The following is a 24532-nucleotide window of genomic DNA, read 5'->3' as shown; positions in this document are numbered from 1 at the left end:
TTTATCGCAATTGTATTAGCGTATAACCTTGGGATCTGAGAAGGGTTTTAATTTAAAGAACAGTACCAAACTAAACACGGCGCCTAAGGTATCAGCCAGCATATCTTTTTGCGCATCCCAGATATCACCCTGAGACCCTAAAAACTCGATCCCTGCATCTCCTCCAGCGATGATCGCATACCACCATTCGATGATCTCATAGCCTGCCGCAATCGCCATAATCGCAAACAAGGCGAAAAAAGCGGCGAGTTTCGGCTTACATTCGCCACGCCTTACGAGCCATTCCGCGATAGGAAAAGCGTAAAAGCCAACCGAGAAGTGTGCGACACGATCAAACATGTTGCGCTCTGTGCCCAATAGGTTATTAAACCAATCGAAAGGAACATGTGCGAACGTATAGTGTGCGCCCACAGTGTGACCAATAAGCCAGCAAAACATCAGAATGTATGCGGTATTGCTAAACTGAAACCTAGAATAGGTAACAACCAGAAATAAAAAGATGAATACAACTGGAACAACCTCTGCCACCCAAACTTCACGAAAAACGGGATTTATCCCGAGCACAATAAACAGAATACTGAAAATTACGGCTAAGTAATGGGGAAGGCTTGACGGCAAAAACTTCATTGTGTAATTCCCTATACCTATAAGATATTGCTAACTATGGCAAAAATGTGCTTGTTAAGGAATGTCCTATCTCTCATTGTTTTAGATTGCTGTATCGATTGTTATGGGCTGTAATTGAGGGAAATAACTTACTTTTCTAAACTTTACACTAGATTATCGCCTAACAATTTGTGTTATAATCCGTTGCTAACATTTTTCACTCTAGCGTGACCGTTGTCACAATGGGTGAGTAATTAATAAATTTGTACATCTATAACGCTGTAGGCGTTTTTACCGGAGCATCATTTTGCATTTTAAAGATCTTGGATTAGACCAACGACTGTTAAAGAAAATCAACGACCTAGGGTTTGATCAAGCGACTGAAATTCAACAACAAGCTATTCCAATTGCCATGCTTGGTAAGGATTTGTTGGCCTCATCAAAAACAGGCTCTGGTAAAACTCTCGCATTCTTATTGCCTGCAATGCAGCGTATGTACCGTAGTAAGCCTTTTACTCGTCGTGACCCTCGAGTGCTTATTTTAACGCCGACGCGTGAGCTAGCTAAGCAAGTATTTGCTCAACTACGTACACTAAATGCGGGTACTCCGTATGATGGTACTTTGATTGTTGGTGGCGAAAACTTTAACGATCAAGTAAAAGCACTGCGTGATGACCCAATGTTTGTTGTGGCAACACCTGGTCGTTTAGCTGATCACCTAGAGCATAAAAGTACTTACCTTGATGGTCTAGAAATGCTGATCCTTGATGAAGCTGACCGTATGCTTGATCTTGGCTTTGAAGCGCATTTACGCAGCATTCACAATGCCGCTAACCACCGTCGTCGTCAAACATTGATGTTCTCAGCAACACTTGACCATAACGATGTGTTGGATATCGCAACAGACATGCTAGATGCACCAAAGCAGCTTGCTGTTGGTAGTTCAGCAGAAGAACACAAAGATATTACTCAACGTTTCATGCTGTGTGATCACCTAGATCATAAACAAGCACTACTGGATAAAATCCTAGAAACGGAAGATTACAAGCAAGTTATTATTTTCACCGCGACACGTGTTGATACAGAGCGCTTAACAAAAGAGCTTAACGAGCGTCAACTGAAAGCTGTCGCACTTAGCGGTGACTTGAACCAAACACAACGTAACAGCATCATGAGCCAGTTTGAGCGTGTATGTCATAAGATCCTTGTGACGACAGATGTGGCTTCGCGTGGTCTTGATATCGATAATGTTTCTCACGTGATTAACTTCGATATGCCGAAACACGCTGAGGAATACGTTCACCGTGTAGGCCGTACAGGCCGCGCTGGGAACAAAGGTGATGCAATTTCTTTAGTTGGCCCTAAAGACTGGCGCAGCTTCAAGAATGTAGAGGCTTACTTACAGCAAGATATTTCATTCACAACAATGGAAGGTCTAGAAGGTAAGTTTAAGGGGCTTAAACCAGCTCCTAAGAAGAAGTTTGTTAAGAAAAAAACAACAAACAAGCCAGAAGCTGCGAAAAAATCAACAGCACCTAAAGCGAAGAAAAAAGTCGATAAGCGCTTTTACGATAACGTGGCTGTGGGTGACAATGTGTTTATGCCTAAAAAGCGTAAGCCTGCAAACCCAAGCTCTGAAGATTAACAAGTACGATGCTTTCTTAGGATCAATACTTGAGAGTTGAATAAAGAAAAACCAGCCTGTTGGCTGGTTTTTTTATAGCTAAATTTATGTGTTATCAATCTAGAATTGGTAAGCCGCCGAGACTTTTACACTTCTACCTGGTTCATTATCCGTTAAGTCGATAGAACGTGCAGAGCCCGTGCGAGAAGCGTGCGATGCGTACTGTGAATCGAATACGTTGTCGATACCAAAGGTCATCACTAAACCATCAACTTGATGCGGCGCCCATTGCGCGAACAGGTTATGGACGTTATAAGCGGCTTTTGGTGCAGTCCCCGCCATTACTTTATCCTCTTCCAATACAAACTGAGAACGCCAGCCTAGGTATAGGTCGAGGTCATATACAGTGTAATCAAGGCTTAGGTTGATACTGTCACCCATGTCCGTGCTGCGCTTATTACCGTCGAGAATCGGTGTATTGTTGGTGGTATTTTCATTATCAGATTTTGCATAAGATAATTTAGAACTAAACGCGTCATAACCGTAGAAGAAGCTGGCTTCAAACCCTTTGATTTCGGCATCACCATTGTTATGAATATCGTATTGTCGTTTAGGGCCGTTATAGCTTGTTTGCAGGTGATCTTTTAAGTCGGTTTTGAATATCGTGATATTGGAGGCGAAACTGTGCATGCCTATGTCGTAGTTTAGCTTTACGCCCCCTTGGGTGTTTAGCCCCGTCTGCGCTTTGATGTCTTCTGCAAGGTAAGCCACTTCCTGATATTTAATAAAGGACTCTAATAATTGCGGTGCTTTAAACAATGAACGTGTACTGGCAAAGAAGGTGACGTTATCATTCAGTGTATAGTCTGCCGCTAACGCCCACGTTATGTCGCTAAAAGATTGATTGCTGGTGAATGCATCACGTTTAAAGTGATCGTAACGAATCCCAGGTGTTACTGAGAACGCATCAGTGATCTGGATTTTATCTTGTACAAAAATGGCACTTGTTGTGCCTTTTTCTTTTAGTTCATCCGCAGAGCCGTACTGGCTTTTGCTCTCTTGCTGATTATAGTCAACGCCGTAAGTAAAGCCGTTTCGAATTGATCCTAATGCCATATCGGTCGTTGCTGTAACACGGGCACCTGTATTGGTGTTAATAGCACTATTGACTGAGCGGCGGTTACCCGGCCAGCGACCAGGGATTGCAGATTCGTCACGCTCAAGATCAATTGTATTTCTGTACAAGCTGGTTTTAATGCCAAAATGTTCACTGTGATCGTATTGATGGTTGAGCGTAACGGTGTCGCGATCATACTGAGTGGGGATCAAGGTTGTTTTAGACAGTGCATTATTAGCACCTCCTGACATATCGGGACGAGGGCTGTAATCACCTTTGTCACGGTAGCGGTCATAGGTAAGCTCAAGGCGCTGGTTATCTGTCGGTTCCCAGCCAAGTTTAGCCAACATATTTTTGACTTTACCTTCGGCACCAATCGTTTCGTTCCCTTCACCATCTTTAAAGTTGCCACGTTTGATCATGTAGCCATAAAGCATCGCATCGATGCTATCTGTTAATTGCCCGTAAACAGTCGTAGATCCTTGCTGCGCATCATTGCTGGCGTATCCACCGAAAACACGTGCACCATATTTTTCGCCTGGACGAAGTAAGTCTTTCGCATTCTTGGTTTCAAAGTGAACTGCGCCACCAAGACCACCACTAATCACCGAATTCGCACCAACCTGAATGTCTACGGCCTTAATGATGTCTGGGTTCAGTGTGAGGTTACCAATGTGGTGAAACATGTTGGCGTACTGAGATGCACCATCAAGACGGATATCTAAATCGGTTTCGTTAAAGCCACGAATATTAATACGTTGGTTGACCGAATGGGTTCCACCTACATCGACACCTGGAATATCCCGCAGCAAATCTGAAAGGTGATCGGCTTGTTTTACGGAGATGTCTTCATCACCTAAAAACTCGGAAGAGCTTGACACTTTCGCACCCCATACGATGACTTCCTCCATATGAGAAGTGTCCGTTTGTGTTACCTCGGCGACAACGGGCTGACATACCAGTGCTGCAGCAATTGAAAAGCTGAGGGTCGATAAACGTATTGATTGGCGAAACGGTTCACAAGAGTGGTTTGGGTTCTGGTTGTTATTTTTATTGCTTGGCATGTTAATCCCTAACGATCGCTTAAAACACAATGATCTAAATGATATTTATTCGCGAATGATGATATGTTGCAATAAAAGCAGAATGAAGCGATTAACGTAATGCAAAATCGTCATCGCGTTATGGCAAAGAATCAGCGGCTTACTTTATGTCTAAACGGGCAATAGCAAGCTAAATAAGTCACTGATGATTTTTGCTGGTTAAATTCACGGATAACGACGCTATAGATTTTGTAGGAAGAACAATGAAAAATGAAAATGCACCCCATTCGAATGACAGGGCATCACTTGTGATGGCGCGACGGGTCGTGATGGCTGCAAAAGTTGAAGAGAATAGGTCGGAACCGCAAGCCGAATATAGCGAGGATAGAGCCTTTGTATCGCGAAGCAACGGCTTGGTTAACATTGATAATATTGAACAACGTAAAATACAAAAAATCATCACGGCTCAAAAATCACAGCCTCAAGTCTTAGTTGAAGGGCGTTTTTTGGCTGAACGTTTCCCGTCAGGGATCTCCGTCATGGGAGGGGATATTCACGAACTTGCGGATACAACGGTATTAGCAACGGCAGGTAGCGCATTGCATATCATTATTGTGTTAAGTGGCAAGTTACGTTTTGGCTACGATGACCATGATTTCTACTTACGTGGAAAACAAGATATCTCAAAAGTCGATCTCTCAAATAAGACACTAACAGGTACCGTTGTACATCGACCGAGTAAAGAGCCGACGGCTGTCATTGTCGATATTAAAAGGCGTTGTTCATTTCGGCGCTACTTATCAAAAGGGCGAGTACGTAAACTGAATATTATTATACCGCATGAATGGTTTGAGCGACTCGCATCAGGAGAAAGCAAAGCTGAGAGCATGTTCTGGCAGCACTTTGCTCACCATCTATCATTCGTTAAGTGGCAGCCTTCGCCTCAAGTGTTTCACTATTGCCATGAAATGATGGAAGCCATTGACTTAGAAGATCAGTGGCAGCGCAACCTTTATGTGGAAACAAGGGCAACGGCCATTGTCGGAGAGATGATCCGCGATGTTATTCAGCTGCCAGTAAAGCGCGAAGTTGAGCCGGTTGAAGATCCTTGTCATGCATCAAGTGAGCATTACGATGCTCTATGCGGTGCCATAGAGTATATAGAGTCATACTTACATACAGATTTAAAATTAGAAGACATAGCGAAGCAGTCAGCCATGAGTGTCAGTGCATTACAGCGCAAGTTTAAGCAGACATTCACGTGCACCGTTTTTGAGTACGTGCGTAATCGTCGGCTCGATAAAGTGAAAGAAGCCATGTGTAAAGAAAAAATCACAATAGGAGAAGCCGCTTATATGGCTGGCTATAATCATCCATCAAACTTTATTACTGCGTTTAAACGTAAGTTCGGTGTCACCCCTGGTGAATTGCTTACTTCTTAGACAAAACAAAGGATTTATCTCAATAATACGCTTTACTTATTGTTATCGATGACATTTTTCTGACATTGGTAATGTGTTGAGTGATAAACTAATCGCATGAAAAAAACTGCTTTGCTTCTTTCACTATTCTTTTCAGCGGCTTGTACTGCTTCAGTGCAGAGTTTACCTGAACGTTTAGATGCTGTTCGTTCTGATTTATTGCAGAGCGAGCCTTTAGCAACGTACGATTTTCGTCAATTACAAAGTTTATACCCACATGCATTGTTAAAGCCTTCAAATTTACTACCGCAAACGGCTAAATATCCTCTTAAATCAATGACTCGACTTTATGCTGGGTCACAAAGCTGTAAGGGACCATGGCCTGTTAGTCCGTTGGTGACACAACCTGTCGTTTACACGCGTGCTATCTGCAATAACACCAAATTACCAGCGGGTTGGTTTATTCGTTCAGGCTATATTCATCCAGGTGGTGGTAGTTATGCATACCGGTATATAAAGCATCACCCGGATAAATCCGAAGCACTGTCACGCTTTCTTCATATACAAGAAAAGCCATTAGCACCCACAAATAGTGAGCTTGGGCGATTACAGCGTATGGATAGTGAAGAGATTGATGTGTTTATTGCGGGTGCAGAAGTCTTTGTTTCTAACGGTGAGCTGTGGGTCCGTAATGGCAATGAATACCATATTTATGGTCAGCCAACATGGTCGATAGTGCTAGAACGGTATCAGTTATTGTTTAAACGTTTAGACAATACTGATTTTTGTTTAGCAAAAACGGGTAATATTTGTTGGCAGGATGAAGACCGCTCGCAAGTTACCTTTTACTTATTGGTGGGATTAGCGGCTGCGAATATTGCTTTGCTGGTGGGTTGGGGCGTATATCGCTTGAGAATTCGCCGTAGAGCCATGCAAGAACGCATGTTGGTATTACAAATACTGACGCATGAATTACGAACACCCATTGCGAGTTTAGCGATGACGGTTGAAGGTTTTCGCCGTCATTTTGATGCTTTGCCTGAATCACTCTATGATGAGTTCAGGAGATTAACCGAAGATTCGCGCCGCTTACGTCAATTAGCGGAAGCCAGTAAAGACTACTTGCAGGCGAATCAACAGCAACTCAGTGTTGCACCTGTCGACTCGTTTAACGAGTGGATTGAGTATTTAGCTGAGCCGTATGACGTCAATTTGGTACTGCCGGAAGATAGGGCTGTGTCACTCAACGTCTATTGGCTTGGCACGTGTATCGATAATCTATTATCGAATGCACAAAAATATGGCATTACGCCAATTACATTAACGTCATCGTTCAAGGATGGAAAACTGATCGTTACAGTTGAAGATAAAGGTCAGTTGGGGGCTAAAGACTGGTCCCGATTACGCAAGCCCTTTGTGAGCGAAAAAGGTTTAGGGCTTGGCCTTACAATTGTTGAATCGATGATACGTAGAATGGGCGGACGCATGAAACTCATTGGCCCGCCTACCACATTTATTTTGGAGATACCGTGTGAATCAAACTCTGCTACTGGTTGAAGATGACCACAACCTTGCTGATGGTTTGCTCGAAGGATTAAAAGAAGCAGGCTACGAGTGTTTATATGCCGATTGTGCCACTAAGGTCGCGGATTTATGGGATAAAGCGGATTTAGTTGTACTAGATAGACAGCTCCCAGAAGGCGACTCGTTAACCTATCTTGATGGTTGGCTAGCAATCAAACAAGTGCCTGTTATTTTGCTAACAGCAATGGTGTCGGTAACCGATAAAGTTATGGGCTTGGATTCAGGTGCTAAAGACTACCTTACCAAACCGTTTGCTGAAGAAGAATTGTTAGCGCGTATTCGAGTGCATCTGCGTAATGGTGATAAAACCGTGTCTGCGGCTAATATTATCAAAGTGGGTGATATTTCAATTGATTTAGATAGCCGTACTGTTACCCATAATGAAGAAAGCATAACGCTAACAAGAACTGAATTTGAGTTGCTTGTTTTCTTGGCTAAGCATGCAGGGCGTGTGTTTACCCGTGATGAATTGTTGGATCAGGTATGGGGATACAACCATTACCCAACAACCCGTACTGTAGATACGCATATTCTTCAACTTCGCCAAAAATTGGTTGGTATTGAAATAGAAACCTTGCGTGGTGTGGGTTACAGAATGAAAGCGGCAGACTAAATGAAGCTGCTGCGACTTTCAGCTTGCTTTTTGATGCTTCACTCGGTGTTTTATACACCGAGTGTTTTCGCGCAATGGTTCCTAGGGCAAGATTTGTATACCTCAGCCCATCAGCGTTTGCTGGAAGGAAAGACATCTGAAAGTTTTGAGTCGATGATCCAAGCATGGCAGCAAATCCCGAAAGAGGAACAACGCATCAATCTGGATAATTTGTTGACGTTGGCTATCACGGAAGATTGCGGCCGCAGCTTATCACAGGGTGTTTTGCCTAAATGGCTAGCGAATCTGTCAATCCGCCGTGAAGTTATTCAAAATTTGAATCAAGTGATGCTGAAGCTATCTATTACTGGCGAAACAAACGTGCCTATCAGCGATGTCACGTTTACGCTTTGGCCTGATAATGCATTGATTTCAAGTTCACCAATAAATGACGAAAGTGGTCACTTCTCGGTAGAGACTCAGCGACTTGAGCTACCCGTTGCCGCGGGTTTGTATAAAATCACCATTACCAACGAAGAGAAGGAAAGTTGGAGTTCGTGGATCATATTAACGTCACCGTCCATTAAACAAAAAATAGGCTGGAAAGACAGTAAAAACTGGCACATAGAAAAATCGCAATTACCAAATCAAGCATGCCCATCGCCAGTCTTGTCGATTAACTTGTACGATCTTAATGATTTAAGTTGGACGCCGATTTGGACTGAAGAGCTAGATGGCCGTTTACCCACGACATTACCTGAAATTGATGTTCCCGATGGCCGTTATTGGCTAAGTGTCGGGTTGATTGAAAGCCGATGGCAAGGTGATATTTCTATTCTGGATACTCAGCGTATTACAAGACCTGTTGATGCTCAGGCAACAACAGTCACAGAAGAATAGTGACAGGATAATAGTGACAGAAGAGTAAACCCCTAAACCTAAATGCCCCTCAAAGTGCACCTTGTGCTAACTGTGTTTGCTTAAATCCACTATGTTTACTCATAAAGATGTATTTTACTTATAACTTTAAAGGTGTATTATTAATGCATCTTTAAAGTTGAGTAATCACCATGATGCAAATCCTTGATAACGAGAAAGAACAGAAAATCATGCCGCTGTTCCGTCTTGCATTTCGCCCTTTCTTTTTAGCCGCTAGCGCCTTCTCTGTTATTGCGATGCTAGTGTGGGCTTTATTTTGGTCTGGTTTATTAACCAATAATCAGCTGATGTATGGTAATCCTCTATGGTGGCATAGCCATGAAATGCTCATTGGTTTTACTGGGGCCGTGATCATCGGCTTTCTACTTACTGCTGTGCAAAACTGGACGGGGAACCCTGGTGTACGTGGCGGTAAACTCGCCGCTATCTTTGTTCTGTGGCTCGCGGCTAGAGTTGGACTGTTATTGGGACAGCCACATATCATTTGGATGATCATTGATCTCAGCTGGATCCCATTGGCAGCTTACTTCCTTGCTAAGCCAATTATTATTCGTCGCCAGTGGAATAATCTATTTTTTACACCGCTTCTTATACTGCTGACTTTAATTAATGCAGCGATGCACCTTAACGTCTTGTCGTTAGCGCAATTTGATCAACACCAACTAACACTGGCATTGGTTACCGTGGTTTCTGTCATTGTACTTGTGGTTGGTGGTCGTGTTATTCCATTTTTCACATGGCGTGGTACTGATACGGCACAAATTACACGTCTTGATAAAATTGAATGGCTTGCACTCATCCCAAGTTGGTTATTGTTGTTAAATGTATTATTGCCAGTACCCGAGGCGATTAATCGCTTTTCATTACCTGCGCTATTTTTAGTCACTGGATTAACCAACCTCGTGCGTTTTGCTCGCTGGCGTTCATTCAGCACGTGTAAGGTTCCGCTATTGTGGTCATTACACTTTGCTTATGCCGCAATGATAGTGGGAATGTTATTACTTGGCGTTCATTTTGCTGGTGGCTCTGTAGGTTATAGCACGGCGTTACACTTCATCACTGTTGGTGGTATGGGCGGTATGATTTTAGCCATGATGGCACGTGTATCACTTGGTCATACAGGACGTAACTTGAAAGTTGGTCGTATCGTGGTTATCGCATTTGTACTCATGGTTGCTTGTGTACTTACTCGTACGCTGTTGATCATGCTGTTCCCAGCGATGGTTATTAATGGCTATGTTCTTTCCGCTGTGTTGTGGACATTAGCATTTGGCATATTCACTATTGTTTATTTCCCTATTTTAACCAAACCTCGCTTAGATGGTCGTCCAGGTTAAAAAACGAGAGGAGTGACACCATCGCCAATAGGCTATAGAATGTCGCTCCTTTCAAGATATCAGGCGCATTATTACTATGTTCAATTCAACAACACTGACTCACGCAGAGCAACAACTTGCAGCCGAACGCATTCATGAGTTAATGGCTAGCGGCATGAGCAGTGGTGAAGCTATTCAAATAGTCGCTAATGATATTCGCGAGTCGGCTGCAAAAGCGAAAGCACAGCAAGAGCCAGCGGCACGCTTCGAAGAAGAATAAGCGTCGGTGAGCTGTTTTAAATGACAGCTAGATGACAACTGCGTAAGAACGCAGAAGACAAAAACGTGATAAAAGAACGATCAGAACGGCACCTCATTATGAGGTGCCGTTTTTTTATTCAAATTGTGCGTCAAATCTCATACAAAAAAGCCAGAATCAGCAACCCTGATAAGTTCAAATATACTAATACTGTAATTAAGGTTAAGACGATGTCTTTTTAATTACGCAATTGCTGTGAGCAATTTAGACAACGTATGGGCAAAGCGGCAGTCCATTTTGTATGAAGGTGAAATGAAATGAATAATCGTTATCTAAAAGCACGGACTCTAGCAAGAAGTCGGCATAGTGGACAATATTATGGAGATCTGCCTTATCACGTGCATTTAGAGGCAGTTTCACGTTTAGCAACACCTTTCGGGACGGATGCCATGATCATTGCGCAATTGCATGATGTCATGGAAGACACTGAAACGACGGTTGATGAGTTAGCTTCTGATTTTGGTTTTCTTGTTGCTGACGCGGTGAATTACATGACCGATGGTAAATTAGAAGATCGTGCTAAACGCAAAGATATGATTAACCAACGTCTATCATCATTAGATGCTGATGAAGAATCAGCAAGGCTGGCATTAATAGTCAAAGCGTGCGATCGGCTAGCCAATGTGCGCGCCAGTAAGTCGTCTTCAGAGCGTCACTACGATATGTATAAACTTGAGCATGCCTCTTTTAAAGAAGCGGTTTATCGCAAAGGGCTATGCGAAGCTATTTGGTGGGAGCTTGATAATTTGATAGAGCCTATGAGCGAGCAATAATCAGTTAATTGGCTTGAATCAGTCAGTGGCTTAGAAGCCGCGTCTATAAAAAAGATCAGGCTTATTCCTGATCTTCTTATATTTGCGCTGTCAGTGACAGTACAGTTAGCCGTTATGTACGATTATTCTTTATCAAATAGACACAGTGGCGATTAATCGTAAATAGTTGGGATAGGCTTGCGTTTGTGTTGCGTGGCTTTGTAGATGCTTACAAGGCGTTCAGAGACGTGAGCTTCAACATCTTTACCTTCTAAGAAGTCATCTATTTGGTCGTAGCTGACTTGTAGGGCTTCTTCATCTGCTTTTTGCGGTGCAAGTTCTTCAAGATCAGCCGTTGGTACTTTCACCACGAGTTGCTCAGGTGCACCCATGTGTGCAGCGAGAGCACGAATTTGGCGTTTATTTAAACCAAACAACGGAGCAAGGTCACATGCACCGTCACCAAATTTAGTATAAAAGCCAGTAATGTTTTCTGCAGAGTGGTCAGTCCCCAGAACAAGTCCACCGACAAGACCAGCAATTTCATACTGTGCGATCATACGAGCACGTGCTTTCACGTTACCCTTCACAAAGTCAATTTTTGCAGAGTCATTAGGAATAAGGCCTGTGCCTTCAAGGGCGAATAGGGTACTCGCGTGTATACCGTCTACGCCATCTTTAATATTGACACTCACTGATTGAGAAGGCTGGATGAAAGATAAAGCAATTTGAGCTTCGTCTTCATCTTTCTGCTCACCGTAAGGGAGACGGACGGCAATAAACTGGTGATCTTGTGTCTCTGATTCAGCATTTAGTTCATTAACGGCCAGTTGGGCTAAACGACCACAGGTTGTTGAATCTACGCCACCGCTGATCCCTAGTACAATTGATTTACAGCCTGATTGCTTCATTGTCTTTTTAATGAAAGCGACACGGCGTTGAATTTCAAAATTCACATCAATTTCTGGTAGAACGCGCATTTCTGCACGAATTAGCTGTTCCATCGTTACGTAATCCTCGGGCTTTGCCCAAATAGTGTTCACTTGAATCCGATATGACTACAAAAGTGAATAAATGCGTTAAAGCTTTAGCAAAATCATGCGATAACTCTACGTGATGATCAATGCTATTCTGGCATTTATTTACAGAAATGCATAAATAAAGGACTTAAACGCATGACACAGTCTATAGCCGTATTTGGGAGTGCTTTTAATCCACCAAGTTTAGGGCACTTATCTGTTTTAAAACGTTTAACACGTTTTGATCGTGTCTTACTTTTGCCGAGCTATTCACATGCTTGGGGTAAAAAAATGCTCGATTATGACGCGCGTTGTGAACTTGTATCAGCGTTTATTGACGATAGTGGATTAACAAATCTAGAACTATGTCGGATAGAAGAGGCCATAGCGACGGGCGATGAAGCCATCACAACCTATGCTGTGTTAACAGAACTTCAAAAGCGAATCCCAGATGCTGAAATCACTTTTGTTATCGGTCCTGATAACTTCGCGCACTTCCATAAGTTTTATAAGTCAGAAGAGATTACTGCAGCTTGGCAAGTATTGGCATGCCCTGAAACGCTAAAGATAAGAAGCACATTAATTAGGGACAAACTTGCGAGTAGTTGTTCTATTTCACATCTAACCACGAAGAAAGTCGCTACAATGCTAGTAGATGATTCTCGGTTCAAGTTTGAATAATCAACATTGTTTCGATGTTTTTTATTCTATAACATATGAAGTGAGTCGCTTTTAAGATGAAATCGAAGTTTTTGGGTGTCACACCCGAAGTGATTGAAGTAAGGCATAGATTTGAGTGTATGTAGAATTAAATTAACGTTATTCGGTATCAGCGGCATATTGCTCGTCTCAGCTGATGCTTTTGCACTCTCATGTAATCCATATTCTGCTGCATCGGTTATTTCAAACAACAATGTTCTTCATGATCAACGCTGTAGTGCGGTTATCATTCCTGATTTCCTTATTGAACCCAGTTTAGCCAGTTCAACGGATTTGCCGAGTTGGCAAGAAGATGAAGAATTTAATGGCCAGTTCTGGAATGATTGGTCTGGATTAGTCGAAGACGACTCACCCGTTATGAGTGCGCGTGCGGCTTCCACTTTTTATGGCTTGGGCTTTTGGATGCCTGACGAAAATAAAGAAAAAGAAGTTGATATAAAGAACATAAAAGACATTGAAGACTTGATCCGTCAATACGGCTTGTTAATGTCGTTTGGTGTCGGGGGGGAAGATCCTGATGCCTTACGGTTCAGGTTTGATTATCGCTGGCATGATTCACAATCAAGTGACGTTTTTCTGCAATTAGAAATTCCATTCCAATAAAGCCCTGCAATCAATACTCTCAGATAAGCCGTCTTAAGTTAAGTTATTAAGTTAAAAGTTAAGTTAAAACTCAAAAATCGAACACAAAAAAAGTGATGTGATAAACCAAGTTTTATCGACATCACTTATTGTCTCAAGCAAAGATCTTGCGCTTAATCATTTAACGCTGATAGCGGCTTTCCTAAAATAGGCAGAGACAGTGTCTCAAGGTATTTAATATCAACGCTCAGCTCTTCTGCAATCTTGTCTGGTTTACGCCCTGAGCGTGCCAGTCTTAATGCTTCTCGCATCAGCAGCGTGATTTCTAATTCAGCTAAATTAATGTGAAGCTTTTCAGAAATCACTTTGGCGGCAGGTTGATCGGTTACCTTGTCACCGTTTAAAGCGATTTTAAGTGATTCTTGATAGTGCTTAGTCAGATCAGGACATAGCGACTTGTTATCAACTTTAATATTGATGAGCTGATCTTTTAGAACGGCCAGTAAACGACCGTATGGCCCATCCCATATTTGCTGTTCTTCTGCTGTATTCTCTAGTTCAGTCAGCAGTACAGAAACAAGCGGAGAGAGTGAGAAGAAACCCGCTTCCGTGCAAACAGGGTGGGTTATACGTGCAGAAATATCGACACGCTTGATTTGGCTGCCAGGCAGAATAGTTAAAGCATGTAAGCACTCGAATGGTACCCAAAAACCATGTCCCTGAGGGATCAAATGTTCGTTTTTACCAAGGCGGATAAGTGCAGCACCTTGCGTTACAGCGACCATATAAGACGTCATACTTTTACGGCGCGGGCCTACAGATAAATAAGGGTATTGCTGGTGGGTAAACTCAATAGCTTGTTTCATACGTATTCTCTTGCAAATAAGCCCGCACATAGTGATAGCTTTTGACTTGATCGTCAACACATCCACTAGTAAGACTAGGATTATTTGGTGACTTTTGTAACGAAAAAGCAATGCCTTGCTGACATTATTCGGGGTTTTAAGTTATTCTGATGTCTAATTAGGCGGAGAGTAGAACAATTGCTCTGGTAAGACCTCCAACCATGCGTCTTATTACGTTGCATCACTATGAATGCAGGTATTTCTGCGTAAAATGACCCAGTTTTTATTATTGATGAAGCATAATTGTGCAAACAACTAACGATATTTATAAAGAAATTCGCCCGTACAACGACAGCGAAGTTAATGGCGCAATTGAGCGTCTAGTGAATGATGATGAGTTCATCACTGCTATTCTAAATTACCGCTTCCCACAGCTTTCGGGTATTTTTGGTTGGCTGCTTCGTCCGATCATTCGTCGTTTTCTTGTAAACAAATGGTCGAATATCAATACAGTTGAAGATGTTCAGAATCATGTTGCTAAGTACATGGCCGCAACACTTGAACAATCATGTGACACCATTACGCATAGTGGTTTAGATAAGCTGGATATGAAGCAGGCTTATTTATTTGTGTCTAACCACCGTGATATTGCGATGGACCCAGCGATTGTTAACTGGTGTTTGTTTAACCAAAAGTTCAAATCGGTGCGTATTGCGATTGGTGACAATCTACTGAAAAAGCCTTGTGCTACTGAGTTGATGCGTTTGAATAAGAGCTTTATTGTTAAGCGCTCTATCAAAGCACCACGTGAAATGCTGAAATCATTGGGCTTATTGTCGAGCTACATTGCAGATTCAATCGAAACAGGCCATTCAATCTGGATTGCACAGAAAGAAGGCCGAGCAAAAGATGGTAATGATAAAACAGAGCCAGCTATCTTGAAAATGTTCAACATGGAAGGGCGTAAGCGTAAGCAGAGTTTCTCTGAGTTTATGGCTTCACTTAATATTGTCCCTGTTGCTATTTCTTACGAAAACGACCCGTGTGATATTGCAAAAGCTCAAGAGTTAGATCAAATTCGCACTAAGGGCAGCTACGAAAAAGGTGAACTGGAAGATATCGACAGTATCATCAAAGGCATTGTTGGCCAAAAGCGTCGTATTCATGTCAGCTTTGGCGATGTGATTGGCACTGAATTTGAAACACCAGAAGAGTTGGCTGTAGAGATTGATCGCCAGATCACGCAGAACTACAAATTGTTCCCTGCAAACTACTTAGCTGCTGGCATTGAACATGAATCTGTGACGGCGACAGAACGCCAAATGTTTGAAGACAAGCTTGCATCGCAATCATCGGGTGTAGCTGAAATTTTAAAGAAAATGTATGCCTTCCCTGCAGAGAAACAGCAAGGTTAAGCACATTTAGCGACAGTATTCATTAGAGATTTTAAACGGGTGAAGTGATTTACCCGTTTTTTTTATACCTAAAGTTTCGTTACTTAGCCTTGAATCATTTTTTACCATCAATGGGACTTAACGTTCGGACAATCGCTTGTGGTGATATAACTTCAACACGACGGTTTTGCTGCTTTTCTAATATTGCTTTACCAGCAACTACCGGTTCATCTTTTCCTGCCGCGATGATTTGTAATCTTTCTTCCTCAATACCAAATACCGCCGTGATATAAATAGCCACGCTGAATGCCCGTTCATACGACAACACAATATTGTCTTCATCACTGCCATCGTCATCACTGTGACCAACAATCAGTAGATAAGTATCTGGGTAGTTTTTCAACCGAATAGCAATAGGGTCAAGAATGAGCTGTGATTGTGCGGAAAGCTCATAGCTGTTTACATCAAATAGAATAACATCTCGGTGTTCGGGAAGCGTAGTGAGTAGAACTTTGGCATCCGGTGCGGCGCTATTGCTGCGTGACGCTGTCACATTACTGGCGGGGTTTGAGTCAGAATCTGCATTTAATGACTCTGCCGAACGATCATCAGCACAGCCAGAAAGGCTTAACAATAATATACACACGCTAATGCGGGCAATCGTGCTTTTGAAAATAGCCGTTTGACACGATGACGTTAGAAAAGACAGAGCATGTACGTATAGCATCACAGAACCTAAAGCGGAAAGGGGGTCCTTTAAGGTTTAGTGGAAAGTGACAGGATCACAACTTCAAATGTGAGAGAACAGCAGTTGTGTACATGAGCAAGCTATCTGAGCGGTTGTACAGAGACAGCCGCTCAGTGAAAGCTGCCAACTTAATCTAAGATCGGGTTGGGTTTATTGTAAGGAAAAACCGACATGCGATCGGCCATGAAATCAATAAAGCTTCTTACTTTAGGTGCAAGATACTTGCGACGAGGATAAACAGCATAGATCGGCAAGTTTACGTTTGCTTTCCATTCAGGTAAAAGTCGCACGAGTCGGTTAGTATCAAATTCATCAGTAATAAGGTACGTCGCTAAATAGGCGATACCGACACCGGCTGTTGCTGCATCTAGCACGGCTGGAGCGTTGTCTATACGGTAATTTCCACGGGCAGGAACAGATTGGTTAACGCCATCACGGCTGAATTCCCAGTTTATATATTGGCGTTCACGGCTTTGATAGGTAATGCAGTTGTGACGGCGTAACTCACTTGGTGTTTTAGGCTCGCCATGTTCTGCAATGTACTCCGGTGAAGCCACTACAACGAATTCACACTCCGAGAGTTTGCGTGCAACCATGCCTTCAGGAGGGTGTTCATGAATAGCCACCCAGCAGTCAAAGCCTTCTTCAAGCAAATTAGGTCGATGATCAAATAGGCTCACTTCTAACTCTAGATCTGGGTGGGCTTTTTGAAATTCGGCTAGTGCCGCTGTGATATGAATATTACCGAATGACTGTGCAATACCGACGCGCAGTACGCCTTTGATTTCGTTGCGATAGCCAGCAACCATCGCTTCCGCTTCGTTAACTGTGTCGACAAGCTGTTGTCCATACTCGGCATATTGAAGGCCAATATCCGTTAGCGCAACAGCGCGAGTACTACGCTGAACAAGCTGACAGCCTAAACGCTCTTCTAAAAAACGGATTTGCTTGCTGACTTGAGATTTAGAAATACCCAGTCGTTCAGCTGCACGGGTAAAGTTTTGTTCATGGCCAACTGTCGCCAAGATAACCATCTGTTGGAGATTTTCTAGCATAAAGAAATACCGTTATCATCGAAGGGGTATTATATCACTGATTTTAAAGTAACTTCATCAGCCTAGTGCATAGTTAACTGCGCAATGCATAAAACAAAGAGGATACAGGCCTAGGTTAGCTATATCAAAAAAGGCCCAATAGTCTTCACTGGCATGCTGTACTTGGCCATAAACAGCTGAATAAACGACCTATGCGTACTTTGGCTATTCATCACCTCATACCAACAATTAATCACATCAATGAAGACTATCAATTTAAACGTTTTCATTAATTCTGAGTGAAAACGTAGAATTTGTACATAACAGGAGGAGTTATGTTCGAAGTTTTAATCCGCTTTTTTGTATTAGGTTTGTTTAGCTTTGGTGGCCCAGCGGCCCACATAGGTTTTTTTCAGCGTGAATTCGTCGAAAAAAGGAAATGGTTATCGGATAACGATTTCACACAAGCTGTCGCGTTATGTCAATTTCTTCCAGGCCCTGCGAGTAGTCAGCTAGGGATGTATATTGGCTTTAAACGTGCTGGTTATCTTGGTGCAGCCAGCGCATTTGCAGGATTTACATTACCATCTTTTGCATTACTGACGTTTCTTGCTGTAGCCAGTGCCGACGCCATTGATGCGAGCGCGATGAATATCTTCATACAGGCTGCAAAACTATTGGCTGTTATTGTCGTTGCCGACGCAGTATGGGGAATGGCTAAAAAGAATTTAGTATCAGCAGCGACTGTCACGGCTGCATTATTAACGGGTGTATGGGTTACATTCTCAACAGGGTTACTCGGCCAGATAGTGCCAATTTTAATCGCTGCACTTGTAGGGCTAATGATTAGCTATAAAAAAGGGGAACCAGCAAATAATGAGTCAGCAGTTACGCCTAAAATTGTCCCACATAAAGGACTGTTAGCGAGCTTTTTTATATTGCTTATCGGTTTACCGACGATAAGCACATTCAGTGCAGAGCTCGGCTTATTTAATATCTTCTATCAAGCGGGTAGCTTTGTGTTTGGTGGTGGGCATGTTGTGTTACCGCTATTACAACCGATGCTGGAGGGGATGGTTCAGAGTGATGATTTCCTTGCAGCTTACGCGTCAGCACAGCTTGTACCTGGCCCTATGTTTACCATGGCGAGTTACTTAGGTGCTATTGTTATGCCGCAGTCACCTATAGTGGGTAGTTTAGTGGCGACAATCGCCGTATTTTTACCAGGGGCCTTATTGCTGTTTGCGTTTTTGCCTACGTGGGAAGCTATTTTTGCACACCCTAAGCTGAAGGCTGCAATCACATTAGTGAATGCAAGTGTCGTTGGTTTGCTGGCAAGTGCATTTATATCACCTGTAATATCTAGCGCTATTATCACATGGCAGGATGTTGTAGCCGTTGTCGTTGGCTATGTATTACTTAAATACAAAAATGTACCAGTTTGGTTGCTGGCTATTCTACTTGGTGGCTATACAATCATCATTCACTAAGTAAGAATGGCAGACAAAATGAAGGTGCTTATTGCACCTTTATTTTGTCTGCCCTAACGCACTATAACTAATGGCGTATGAACCGGAATTTTTATCATACGCCATATTAATAATACTAAGTCTGTTAAGCAGTACGTCAGAAAAAAGTGCTAATCTAATTAAAACTAATAACGAATGCATAACTATGACACAGCCGCGGAAAATACGACAAAACCTAACAAACTACGATGTAGTTGAATTACTGCGAAGTGAAATAGAGCAATCAGAAAAAAAAATGACCAGTAAGCTGTATTTTGCTCATGCGCTTAATGTGATTTTAATTGCGGTGTTCATTACTTTCTATGTTACGACTGCAAGTCGCAATGTCCGTGATTATGCAGCCGAAGCGATGCAAAAATCGTTTGAAGCAGAAAGGGCGGTACACATCATAGATGAAGCCGCTGGCACTAATTTCTTAGAAAAAGCGAAGCAGTCAGAATAACGCGACTGGGGTTGTGCAGTTAAAAGTAAATACGGGTGTATCCAAATTCTCTGTCGATACACCCGTATTGTTAGCGACAAGCATTATGCTAATGCTAGAAATCGATAACTATTTTATTTCCTTTAATCAGCAATTCAGGTTTAGCCGATTTTAAAAGAGATTGCTTAAAGTCGTTTTCATCAAGCTTATAGATAGGGCGCGTTGAAATTAGCTCACCAACTAAAGATACAATCGGTGAAACGAAAGGTTTAGCAATGAACATTCCGATTTCAGGCGGTGAAACCTTAATGTCTTCCAGTTCTAGCTGCTTAACAAAAATAGCCCCTTCTTCTTTGTCATAGTAGGGGATTGCACTAAAACTCATGCTAACATCAACTGCCTGAGGTTTTTGCCCCGTAATAACAACGTTTGCTTTGGCATTTGCATCAAGATTGATCCTGTCAGCCGCAACGCGGCCTATACCAACTGCGATATCATCGAAAGCGACATTTGCATGCGCGATCCCTTTAATTCCGACAGTTCGCTCAAACTGAGCGTTATCATCAAGGTAAGACTGAACTTCATTTTCAGTTACCGTGTAACTTGCACAGCCTGATAGAAGTAGTATTAATACAATAGGAAGCTGACGAATAATTTTTTGCATAGTGATTAATTGATAATTCTAAAACTTAATTATCGGCTAATGTTATCAGAATTAGCTATCGCAAGTATGAGACAAACAAAAATCCTCTTGTAATTAGCAATCACAAGAGGATTTTATAATCAGTTTGTTCTAATTTAATTAAGCACTTTCAGCAAATAGAAGCTCTAAATTGTAATTATCACGCTGTAACGAGTTTTTAAGCTTACTCAAAGAGCTGACCTGGAGTTGTCTAATACGCTCACGTGTTAAACCAACCTCATCTGCAACTTGCTGTAAAGTTTGTGCTTCATAGCCAAGCAGTCCAAAGCGACGGCATAGGATCTCACGGTCACGCATATTAAGGCTTTCAAGCATCGAAATAGCGAGTTTATTGATATCTTGCTCGTTCGCTGCTGTATCTGGGTTCATTGAACCGTTATCAGAAATGAAAGCAGACATACTTTGTGAGTTTGAATCGTCACTGATTGCCTGATCAATCGAGACAACAGGAGCATCAAACGCAAGGACACCAGAGATATCTTCCACACTTCGTTCTAGCTTTTCAGCGACTTCTTCTTGGCTTGGTTCATGGCTAGTATTACGCATTAACTGCTTGTGTGTACGAAGAATTGTATTAATTTCTTTTGATACGTGAACAGGTAAGCGAATAGTTCGAGCCTGATTATGAATAGCACGCTCGATAGTTTGTTTAATCCACCAAGTTGCATAAGTTGAAAATCTGAAGCCACGCTCTGGGTCAAATTTATCAACCGCGGTGATTAATCCAATGTTACCTTCATCAATTAAATCACTCAGTAACATACCGCTACCACGGTATTTTTTAGCGATACTCACAACAAGACGAAGGTTACTCTCGATCATGACCTGTTTAGCCCCTTTATCACCAGTTAGGCATTTTCGGCTATACAGTACTTCTTCTTCTTTGGTAAGTAGCGGTTTATGAGAAATTTCTTTTAAATACAGGTGAATTACATCTGCGTCAAATGCTTGTGATTCGTCATTTTTGATATCCATATCAATTCCCCTAACAACAAATGGTAAAAGTAACTTCCGCGTATACTTATTAACAACATTTATACACACTAACATACAGAAATCGCATATACCACCGAGTGACTATGATATTTTGACTAAATGTCATTAGACTTTTGTCGTAGATGAATTTCATTTTTGCCTTTTAACCTGCTGTTTATAATGAAATAAGTCGTCACGATAAATTTTATTGATTTTTATAGCCTATCTGCTTGGGGAATAAGTTTAGACTTGTCTCAAGTTTGAAACAGGAGGGTAGTGGTTAATATAATGTGAACATCCCTGCTGGGGAGCCTGCGTGATTAGCATCAAAACAATGAAACGAGCTCGATGATACTAATTCACTCAGTTTATATTGTGTGTTGCGCGCGGTGTGTTGGATGGCGAAACAGAAAAATAGTAAAAAGGTTTTGAATAAGCAGTAGAATGGAACACGTATCAATGCCAGTTCTTTTACGTTTACTATCCTATTGTTAAGTGTGATATGTGGCTTATTCGCTGTAAAATCAATCGATTATAACTATGTACCTGCGAGTGTCTTTTATTCATGCACCTATTGAGCGTAAGGATTATATTGACTACAATAGCGAGCTTTTTATTTATTACAGGTTACGGACATGAACGACGCTAAATCGCAACCAGCACTACCAGATCACCTTGCAGGTGACCCTCGTAGCCCACACCATGTGGCTGAGTGTTTTGAACATAACATTGGTATCCGTCTTAACGGCAAAGAGCGTTTTGATGTAGAAGAATACTGCATTAGTGAAGGTTGGGTTAAAATCCCATCACCTAAAGCGTTGGACCGTCGCGGTCAACCTATGCTTATTAAGCTAAAAGGTACTGTTGAAGCTTTTTACAAATAAGTCGCTTTAACTTTTTACCTAACAAGAGCCTGATACTATTTGGGCTCTTTTTTTATCTAGCTCTAAATCATGACCTGCCTACACCTGCAATCAGGTAGAAATACCCATCCCACTCTTTGTATTTCGTGTTGGTGCCGTGCGGCACATCACTAATAGCAAAGGCACTAAAAGCTAAAATATACGCCATTAAATACTCATAATATAAAGGCACGTTTTTGGCTAAAGAGCTGCTCTCAACATTTGATCAAACCTTGTTTTCTCGTAGCTATCTAGTCACTGTCGGCTTGTTACTAATAAGTATTTCTATACTTATTCTATCTGCTATAGAAGGTATTGATTCTACAAGCTATGTGCTTCTGTCTCTGATTTTTGTCTTGGGGCTACTAAGCCTTTGTGTGGGTTTTATAGTGTCTAAAAGCAAAATTGATGCTTGGGCTGCTGCATTTTCAAAACATGAAATCAGTATTATTGTCATTATATTGTCTGTTCCAACTTATTTGGTAATGTATAAAGCCCGTCAGGCATTAATGCGATTTCGTAATAGCAATCACATATAATTCCAAGTAAACACTCTTCAGCATGGCGCTAAAGTAGGGTGTTTTGTGAGGCCATTTCAGAAGGCTGCACCCAAGTGCCGATAGTCGCATCGTTCGCGGTTGGCCTGTGGGATATGCTGCGTAACGAGAAAAAGTAGGAGAGTGACGAGTATGGACTTATATCAAACCATACTCGTGGCTGCGGCCACGGGGTTCTGTTCGGCGTTTGGTACTGGCATCGCCATGAAAACCGATATTGCTTGGATAAAGAAGATGTTAGAGACCCACGATAAGCGAATATCACGACTCGAATAGTTTATTTATATGATCGTTTATCTTTAGTTTCAGAGATTAAGGCAGTAATATTAGCTTAATTGCATGGTCGCAAACGTATTATACAGGTGCTTATCACATGTGTTTCGATTATAGATAAATTGTATGAGAAATGATTACGACTATATGAAAAAACTACTAGATGTTTTTCTTGAGCATCCAGTACCAACAGTGAACTTGGACGATTTATCTGAGTTAAAGGACATTGGTGAACATAAATTTGTTCATCATATGGAAATTCTTATTGATAAGGGGCTTATTTGTTCAGTTTGGCCTGATAGCTCGTTAAATTTCTCTCGCCGACATGATAAATATAAGTATCCAAACTCACCAATTCGATTAACTGCTGATGGTCATGATTTTGCGTCAGAGTTAGAGCGTCCAGATACACTAAAAGTGATCACTGGTCGCTTCAAAAAAGAAGGTCTATCTGTTGTTATTGATGTGGCTAAAAAACTTGCTAAATCTCGCATTGAGAAAGAGCTAGAAAAATTGGTATAACAGAGCCTGTACTTGAGGGAGTTATGAATAAAACAGACGAACTAGGAAAATTGACTCAAGAAGAACTATCTAAAGAATCCAATCGTATTGATTCTACAATTGAAACTTTATTATTAGAGTTAAAGCTAGTCTCACCGACTAAATCCAATCAAGCTAGATTTAGGCTTGATTTTTGGGAGAGAAAAAGATTTGAGTTAGATAATTTTTTGAGAAAAAAGAATAAGAAAGCTTAGTTCAACAATAATTAGCTTTGCACTAATCTTTATAAGACAGTTTTGAGTTTTAACTGCATGTTATGGCAGAGCCCGCAGTTCGCGGGCTTTTTCATATCTAAAGGCTAGGGAAGTTGTCACATTCTTTTCTGGGCTACATCGCGATACATCTTTTTTCTCTTTGGTTACCGTGTCACTTTGTGGCTGTTTGATACGACGGCCACCACGGAACGGTAATGGCGTGACCACATTGGAACGCACAGGAATATAGTCCAGCTCGTACATGCGTTTTAACTGATGATACTCATCAAACCGTAACGCGACAGAATCCAGCTCTTTGGGGCTGAACATTCGACCTTCGGGCGTGATAATCACACAGCGTTCCTCATTAATCCGAAATCCCGTCCAGCGAGTCGAATATCTAAAATACTAGATGGGCAAATAGCCACGAACCCGAATCAACAGCAGTTTTTCAGCCATCGGATTAACGTCTATCCAGCCAGATAACCAACGTTTTACGGTGACGGGCTGAACATGAAACCAGACCGCGCCTTGGGTACGATCATCGAAACAACGCTAAAACATCTAAGTTTGATTTTATTTTTCGATTGATAAAGCATGTGGTGTTAACAAGTTCAGATTCAAACTCTAGTATAAACTTATCAAGCACAGGCAAGATAACCACAGCAACTAAGTGATAAAACCACAAGGAAGTTATATAAATAGTTGCTTAAAGGGATTTCGACGTATTGAAATCATAGGTTTTGGCATTAACTAGGAATG

General features: G+C 41.8%; 26 protein-coding genes and 1 pseudogene. 18 read left to right on the top strand and 9 right to left on the bottom strand.

The genetic code is table 11. The features are described 5' to 3' along the window. Window positions 1-15 precede the first annotated feature (15 nt). On the bottom strand, window positions 16-627 hold the full coding sequence (locus tag OCU87_RS20605) for a DUF2238 domain-containing protein (RefSeq protein WP_261859264.1): 612 nt from the start codon (window positions 625-627) through the stop codon (window positions 16-18). 286 nt (window positions 628-913) lie between these two features. Between OCU87_RS20605 and OCU87_RS20600 the strand changes: the two genes are divergently transcribed. Continuing rightward, entirely contained in the window at window positions 914-2251 is a 1338-nt protein-coding gene (locus OCU87_RS20600; RefSeq protein WP_062691888.1) for a DEAD/DEAH box helicase, read from the top strand. Window positions 2252-2350: 99 nt separating this feature from the next. Here OCU87_RS20600 and OCU87_RS20595 read toward each other — a convergent pair whose 3' ends face one another. Continuing rightward, complete coding sequence (locus OCU87_RS20595) at window positions 2351-4411, bottom strand: TonB-dependent siderophore receptor (RefSeq protein ID WP_261859263.1); 2061 nt, start codon at window positions 4409-4411, stop codon at window positions 2351-2353. Window positions 4412-4653: 242 nt separating this feature from the next. Here OCU87_RS20595 and OCU87_RS20590 point away from each other — a divergent pair, with 242 nt between their 5' ends. The 7 genes from OCU87_RS20590 (at window position 4654) to OCU87_RS20560 (ending at window position 11334) form a co-directional block, all read left to right on the top strand. Further along, window positions 4654-5832 carry a helix-turn-helix transcriptional regulator gene (locus tag OCU87_RS20590; protein ID WP_261859262.1) on the top strand — a complete coding sequence of 393 codons (1179 nt, stop codon included), beginning with the start codon at window positions 4654-4656 and terminating at the stop codon, window positions 5830-5832. 96 nt (window positions 5833-5928) lie between these two features. Then, window positions 5929-7368, top strand: a complete 1440-nt coding sequence (gene vxrA / locus OCU87_RS20585) for a sensor histidine kinase VxrA (RefSeq protein ID WP_062691892.1) — start codon at window positions 5929-5931, stop codon at window positions 7366-7368. Continuing rightward, on the top strand, window positions 7343-8008 hold the full coding sequence (locus OCU87_RS20580) for a response regulator transcription factor (protein WP_062691894.1): 666 nt from the start codon (window positions 7343-7345) through the stop codon (window positions 8006-8008). Before vxrA ends, OCU87_RS20580 begins: the two co-directional genes overlap by 26 nt. Next, window positions 8009-8887 (top strand): DUF2861 family protein, encoded by an 879-nt coding sequence (locus tag OCU87_RS20575; RefSeq protein ID WP_083541015.1) that lies wholly within the window; start codon window positions 8009-8011, stop codon window positions 8885-8887. A 170-nt stretch (window positions 8888-9057) separates the two neighbouring features. Then, window positions 9058-10263, top strand: coding sequence for an NnrS family protein (locus OCU87_RS20570; protein ID WP_189337877.1), 1206 nt, complete (start codon window positions 9058-9060; stop codon window positions 10261-10263). A gap of 76 nt (window positions 10264-10339) precedes the next feature. Beyond that, entirely contained in the window at window positions 10340-10522 is a 183-nt protein-coding gene (locus tag OCU87_RS20565) for a YoaH family protein (protein ID WP_062691896.1), read from the top strand. Window positions 10523-10818: 296 nt separating this feature from the next. After that, complete coding sequence (locus OCU87_RS20560; RefSeq protein WP_062691898.1) at window positions 10819-11334, top strand: bifunctional (p)ppGpp synthetase/guanosine-3',5'-bis(diphosphate) 3'-pyrophosphohydrolase; 516 nt, start codon at window positions 10819-10821, stop codon at window positions 11332-11334. A 152-nt stretch (window positions 11335-11486) separates the two neighbouring features. Here the strand turns inward: OCU87_RS20560 and nadE are convergent, their stop codons facing one another. After that, complete coding sequence (nadE, locus tag OCU87_RS20555; RefSeq protein ID WP_062691899.1) at window positions 11487-12317, bottom strand: ammonia-dependent NAD(+) synthetase; 831 nt, start codon at window positions 12315-12317, stop codon at window positions 11487-11489. 171 nt (window positions 12318-12488) lie between these two features. On the opposite strand from nadE, the gene OCU87_RS20550 reads away from it, so the two are divergent. Both OCU87_RS20550 and OCU87_RS20545 read left to right on the top strand, forming a co-directional pair. Next, entirely contained in the window at window positions 12489-13013 is a 525-nt protein-coding gene (locus tag OCU87_RS20550; protein WP_094957496.1) for a nicotinate-nicotinamide nucleotide adenylyltransferase, read from the top strand. A 111-nt stretch (window positions 13014-13124) separates the two neighbouring features. Continuing rightward, entirely contained in the window at window positions 13125-13655 is a 531-nt protein-coding gene (locus OCU87_RS20545) for a hypothetical protein (RefSeq protein WP_094957495.1), read from the top strand. 152 nt (window positions 13656-13807) lie between these two features. Here OCU87_RS20545 and OCU87_RS20540 read toward each other — a convergent pair whose 3' ends face one another. Continuing rightward, window positions 13808-14500, bottom strand: coding sequence for a hypothetical protein (locus OCU87_RS20540; protein ID WP_062691905.1), 693 nt, complete (start codon window positions 14498-14500; stop codon window positions 13808-13810). A 284-nt stretch (window positions 14501-14784) separates the two neighbouring features. On the opposite strand from OCU87_RS20540, the gene OCU87_RS20535 reads away from it, so the two are divergent. Further along, window positions 14785-15894, top strand: coding sequence for a 1-acyl-sn-glycerol-3-phosphate acyltransferase (locus OCU87_RS20535; protein WP_062691907.1), 1110 nt, complete (start codon window positions 14785-14787; stop codon window positions 15892-15894). A gap of 94 nt (window positions 15895-15988) precedes the next feature. On the opposite strand, the gene OCU87_RS20530 is transcribed toward OCU87_RS20535, so the two are convergent. Continuing rightward, entirely contained in the window at window positions 15989-16600 is a 612-nt protein-coding gene (locus OCU87_RS20530) for an OmpA family protein (RefSeq protein WP_261859261.1), read from the bottom strand. A gap of 149 nt (window positions 16601-16749) precedes the next feature. Next, entirely contained in the window at window positions 16750-17676 is a 927-nt protein-coding gene (locus OCU87_RS20525) for a LysR family transcriptional regulator (protein ID WP_062691911.1), read from the bottom strand. Window positions 17677-17990: 314 nt separating this feature from the next. On the opposite strand from OCU87_RS20525, the gene chrA reads away from it, so the two are divergent. Beyond that, on the top strand, window positions 17991-19145 hold the full coding sequence (gene chrA, locus OCU87_RS20520; protein ID WP_261859260.1) for a chromate efflux transporter: 1155 nt from the start codon (window positions 17991-17993) through the stop codon (window positions 19143-19145). A 184-nt stretch (window positions 19146-19329) separates the two neighbouring features. Further along, window positions 19330-19626 (top strand): hypothetical protein, encoded by a 297-nt coding sequence (locus OCU87_RS20515; RefSeq protein ID WP_261859259.1) that lies wholly within the window; start codon window positions 19330-19332, stop codon window positions 19624-19626. 94 nt (window positions 19627-19720) lie between these two features. On the opposite strand, the gene OCU87_RS20510 is transcribed toward OCU87_RS20515, so the two are convergent. Together OCU87_RS20510 and rpoS are read right to left on the bottom strand one after the other, a co-directional pair. Then, window positions 19721-20269: a DUF1439 domain-containing protein gene (locus OCU87_RS20510; RefSeq protein ID WP_094957490.1), complete on the bottom strand. Its 549-nt coding sequence runs from the start codon at window positions 20267-20269 to the stop codon at window positions 19721-19723. 138 nt (window positions 20270-20407) lie between these two features. Further along, the gene (gene rpoS / locus OCU87_RS20505; protein ID WP_062691917.1) at window positions 20408-21283 is read right to left on the bottom strand and encodes an RNA polymerase sigma factor RpoS; all 876 of its coding nucleotides are present in this window, start codon (window positions 21281-21283) and stop codon (window positions 20408-20410) included. Between the two features lie 635 nt (window positions 21284-21918). Here rpoS and OCU87_RS20500 point away from each other — a divergent pair. From OCU87_RS20500 to OCU87_RS20480, 5 genes are all read left to right on the top strand, one after another. Continuing rightward, entirely contained in the window at window positions 21919-22167 is a 249-nt protein-coding gene (locus OCU87_RS20500) for a DUF3297 family protein (RefSeq protein ID WP_062691918.1), read from the top strand. A gap of 215 nt (window positions 22168-22382) precedes the next feature. Continuing rightward, the gene (locus OCU87_RS20495; RefSeq protein ID WP_261859258.1) at window positions 22383-22724 is read left to right on the top strand and encodes a hypothetical protein; all 342 of its coding nucleotides are present in this window, start codon (window positions 22383-22385) and stop codon (window positions 22722-22724) included. 150 nt (window positions 22725-22874) lie between these two features. Beyond that, complete coding sequence (locus tag OCU87_RS20490; RefSeq protein ID WP_261859257.1) at window positions 22875-23018, top strand: hypothetical protein; 144 nt, start codon at window positions 22875-22877, stop codon at window positions 23016-23018. A gap of 144 nt (window positions 23019-23162) precedes the next feature. Next, window positions 23163-23537, top strand: a complete 375-nt coding sequence (locus OCU87_RS20485) for a hypothetical protein (RefSeq protein WP_261859256.1) — start codon at window positions 23163-23165, stop codon at window positions 23535-23537. A 23-nt stretch (window positions 23538-23560) separates the two neighbouring features. Beyond that, the gene (locus tag OCU87_RS20480) at window positions 23561-23770 is read left to right on the top strand and encodes a hypothetical protein (protein WP_261859255.1); all 210 of its coding nucleotides are present in this window, start codon (window positions 23561-23563) and stop codon (window positions 23768-23770) included. Between the two features lie 60 nt (window positions 23771-23830). On the opposite strand, the pseudogene OCU87_RS20475 reads toward OCU87_RS20480, so the two are convergent. Then, window positions 23831-24325 (bottom strand): annotated as a pseudogene (locus OCU87_RS20475) (phage protein); the annotation flags it as partial. Between the last annotated feature and the right edge of the window lie 207 nt (window positions 24326-24532).

Origin of the sequence: Photobacterium sanguinicancri (assembly GCF_024346675.1) — a bacterium.
GTDB lineage: Bacteria > Pseudomonadota > Gammaproteobacteria > Enterobacterales > Vibrionaceae > Photobacterium > Photobacterium sanguinicancri.
The sequence above is the reverse complement of the archived record's forward strand: the minus strand, read 5'-3'. Positions and strand labels throughout refer to the sequence as shown.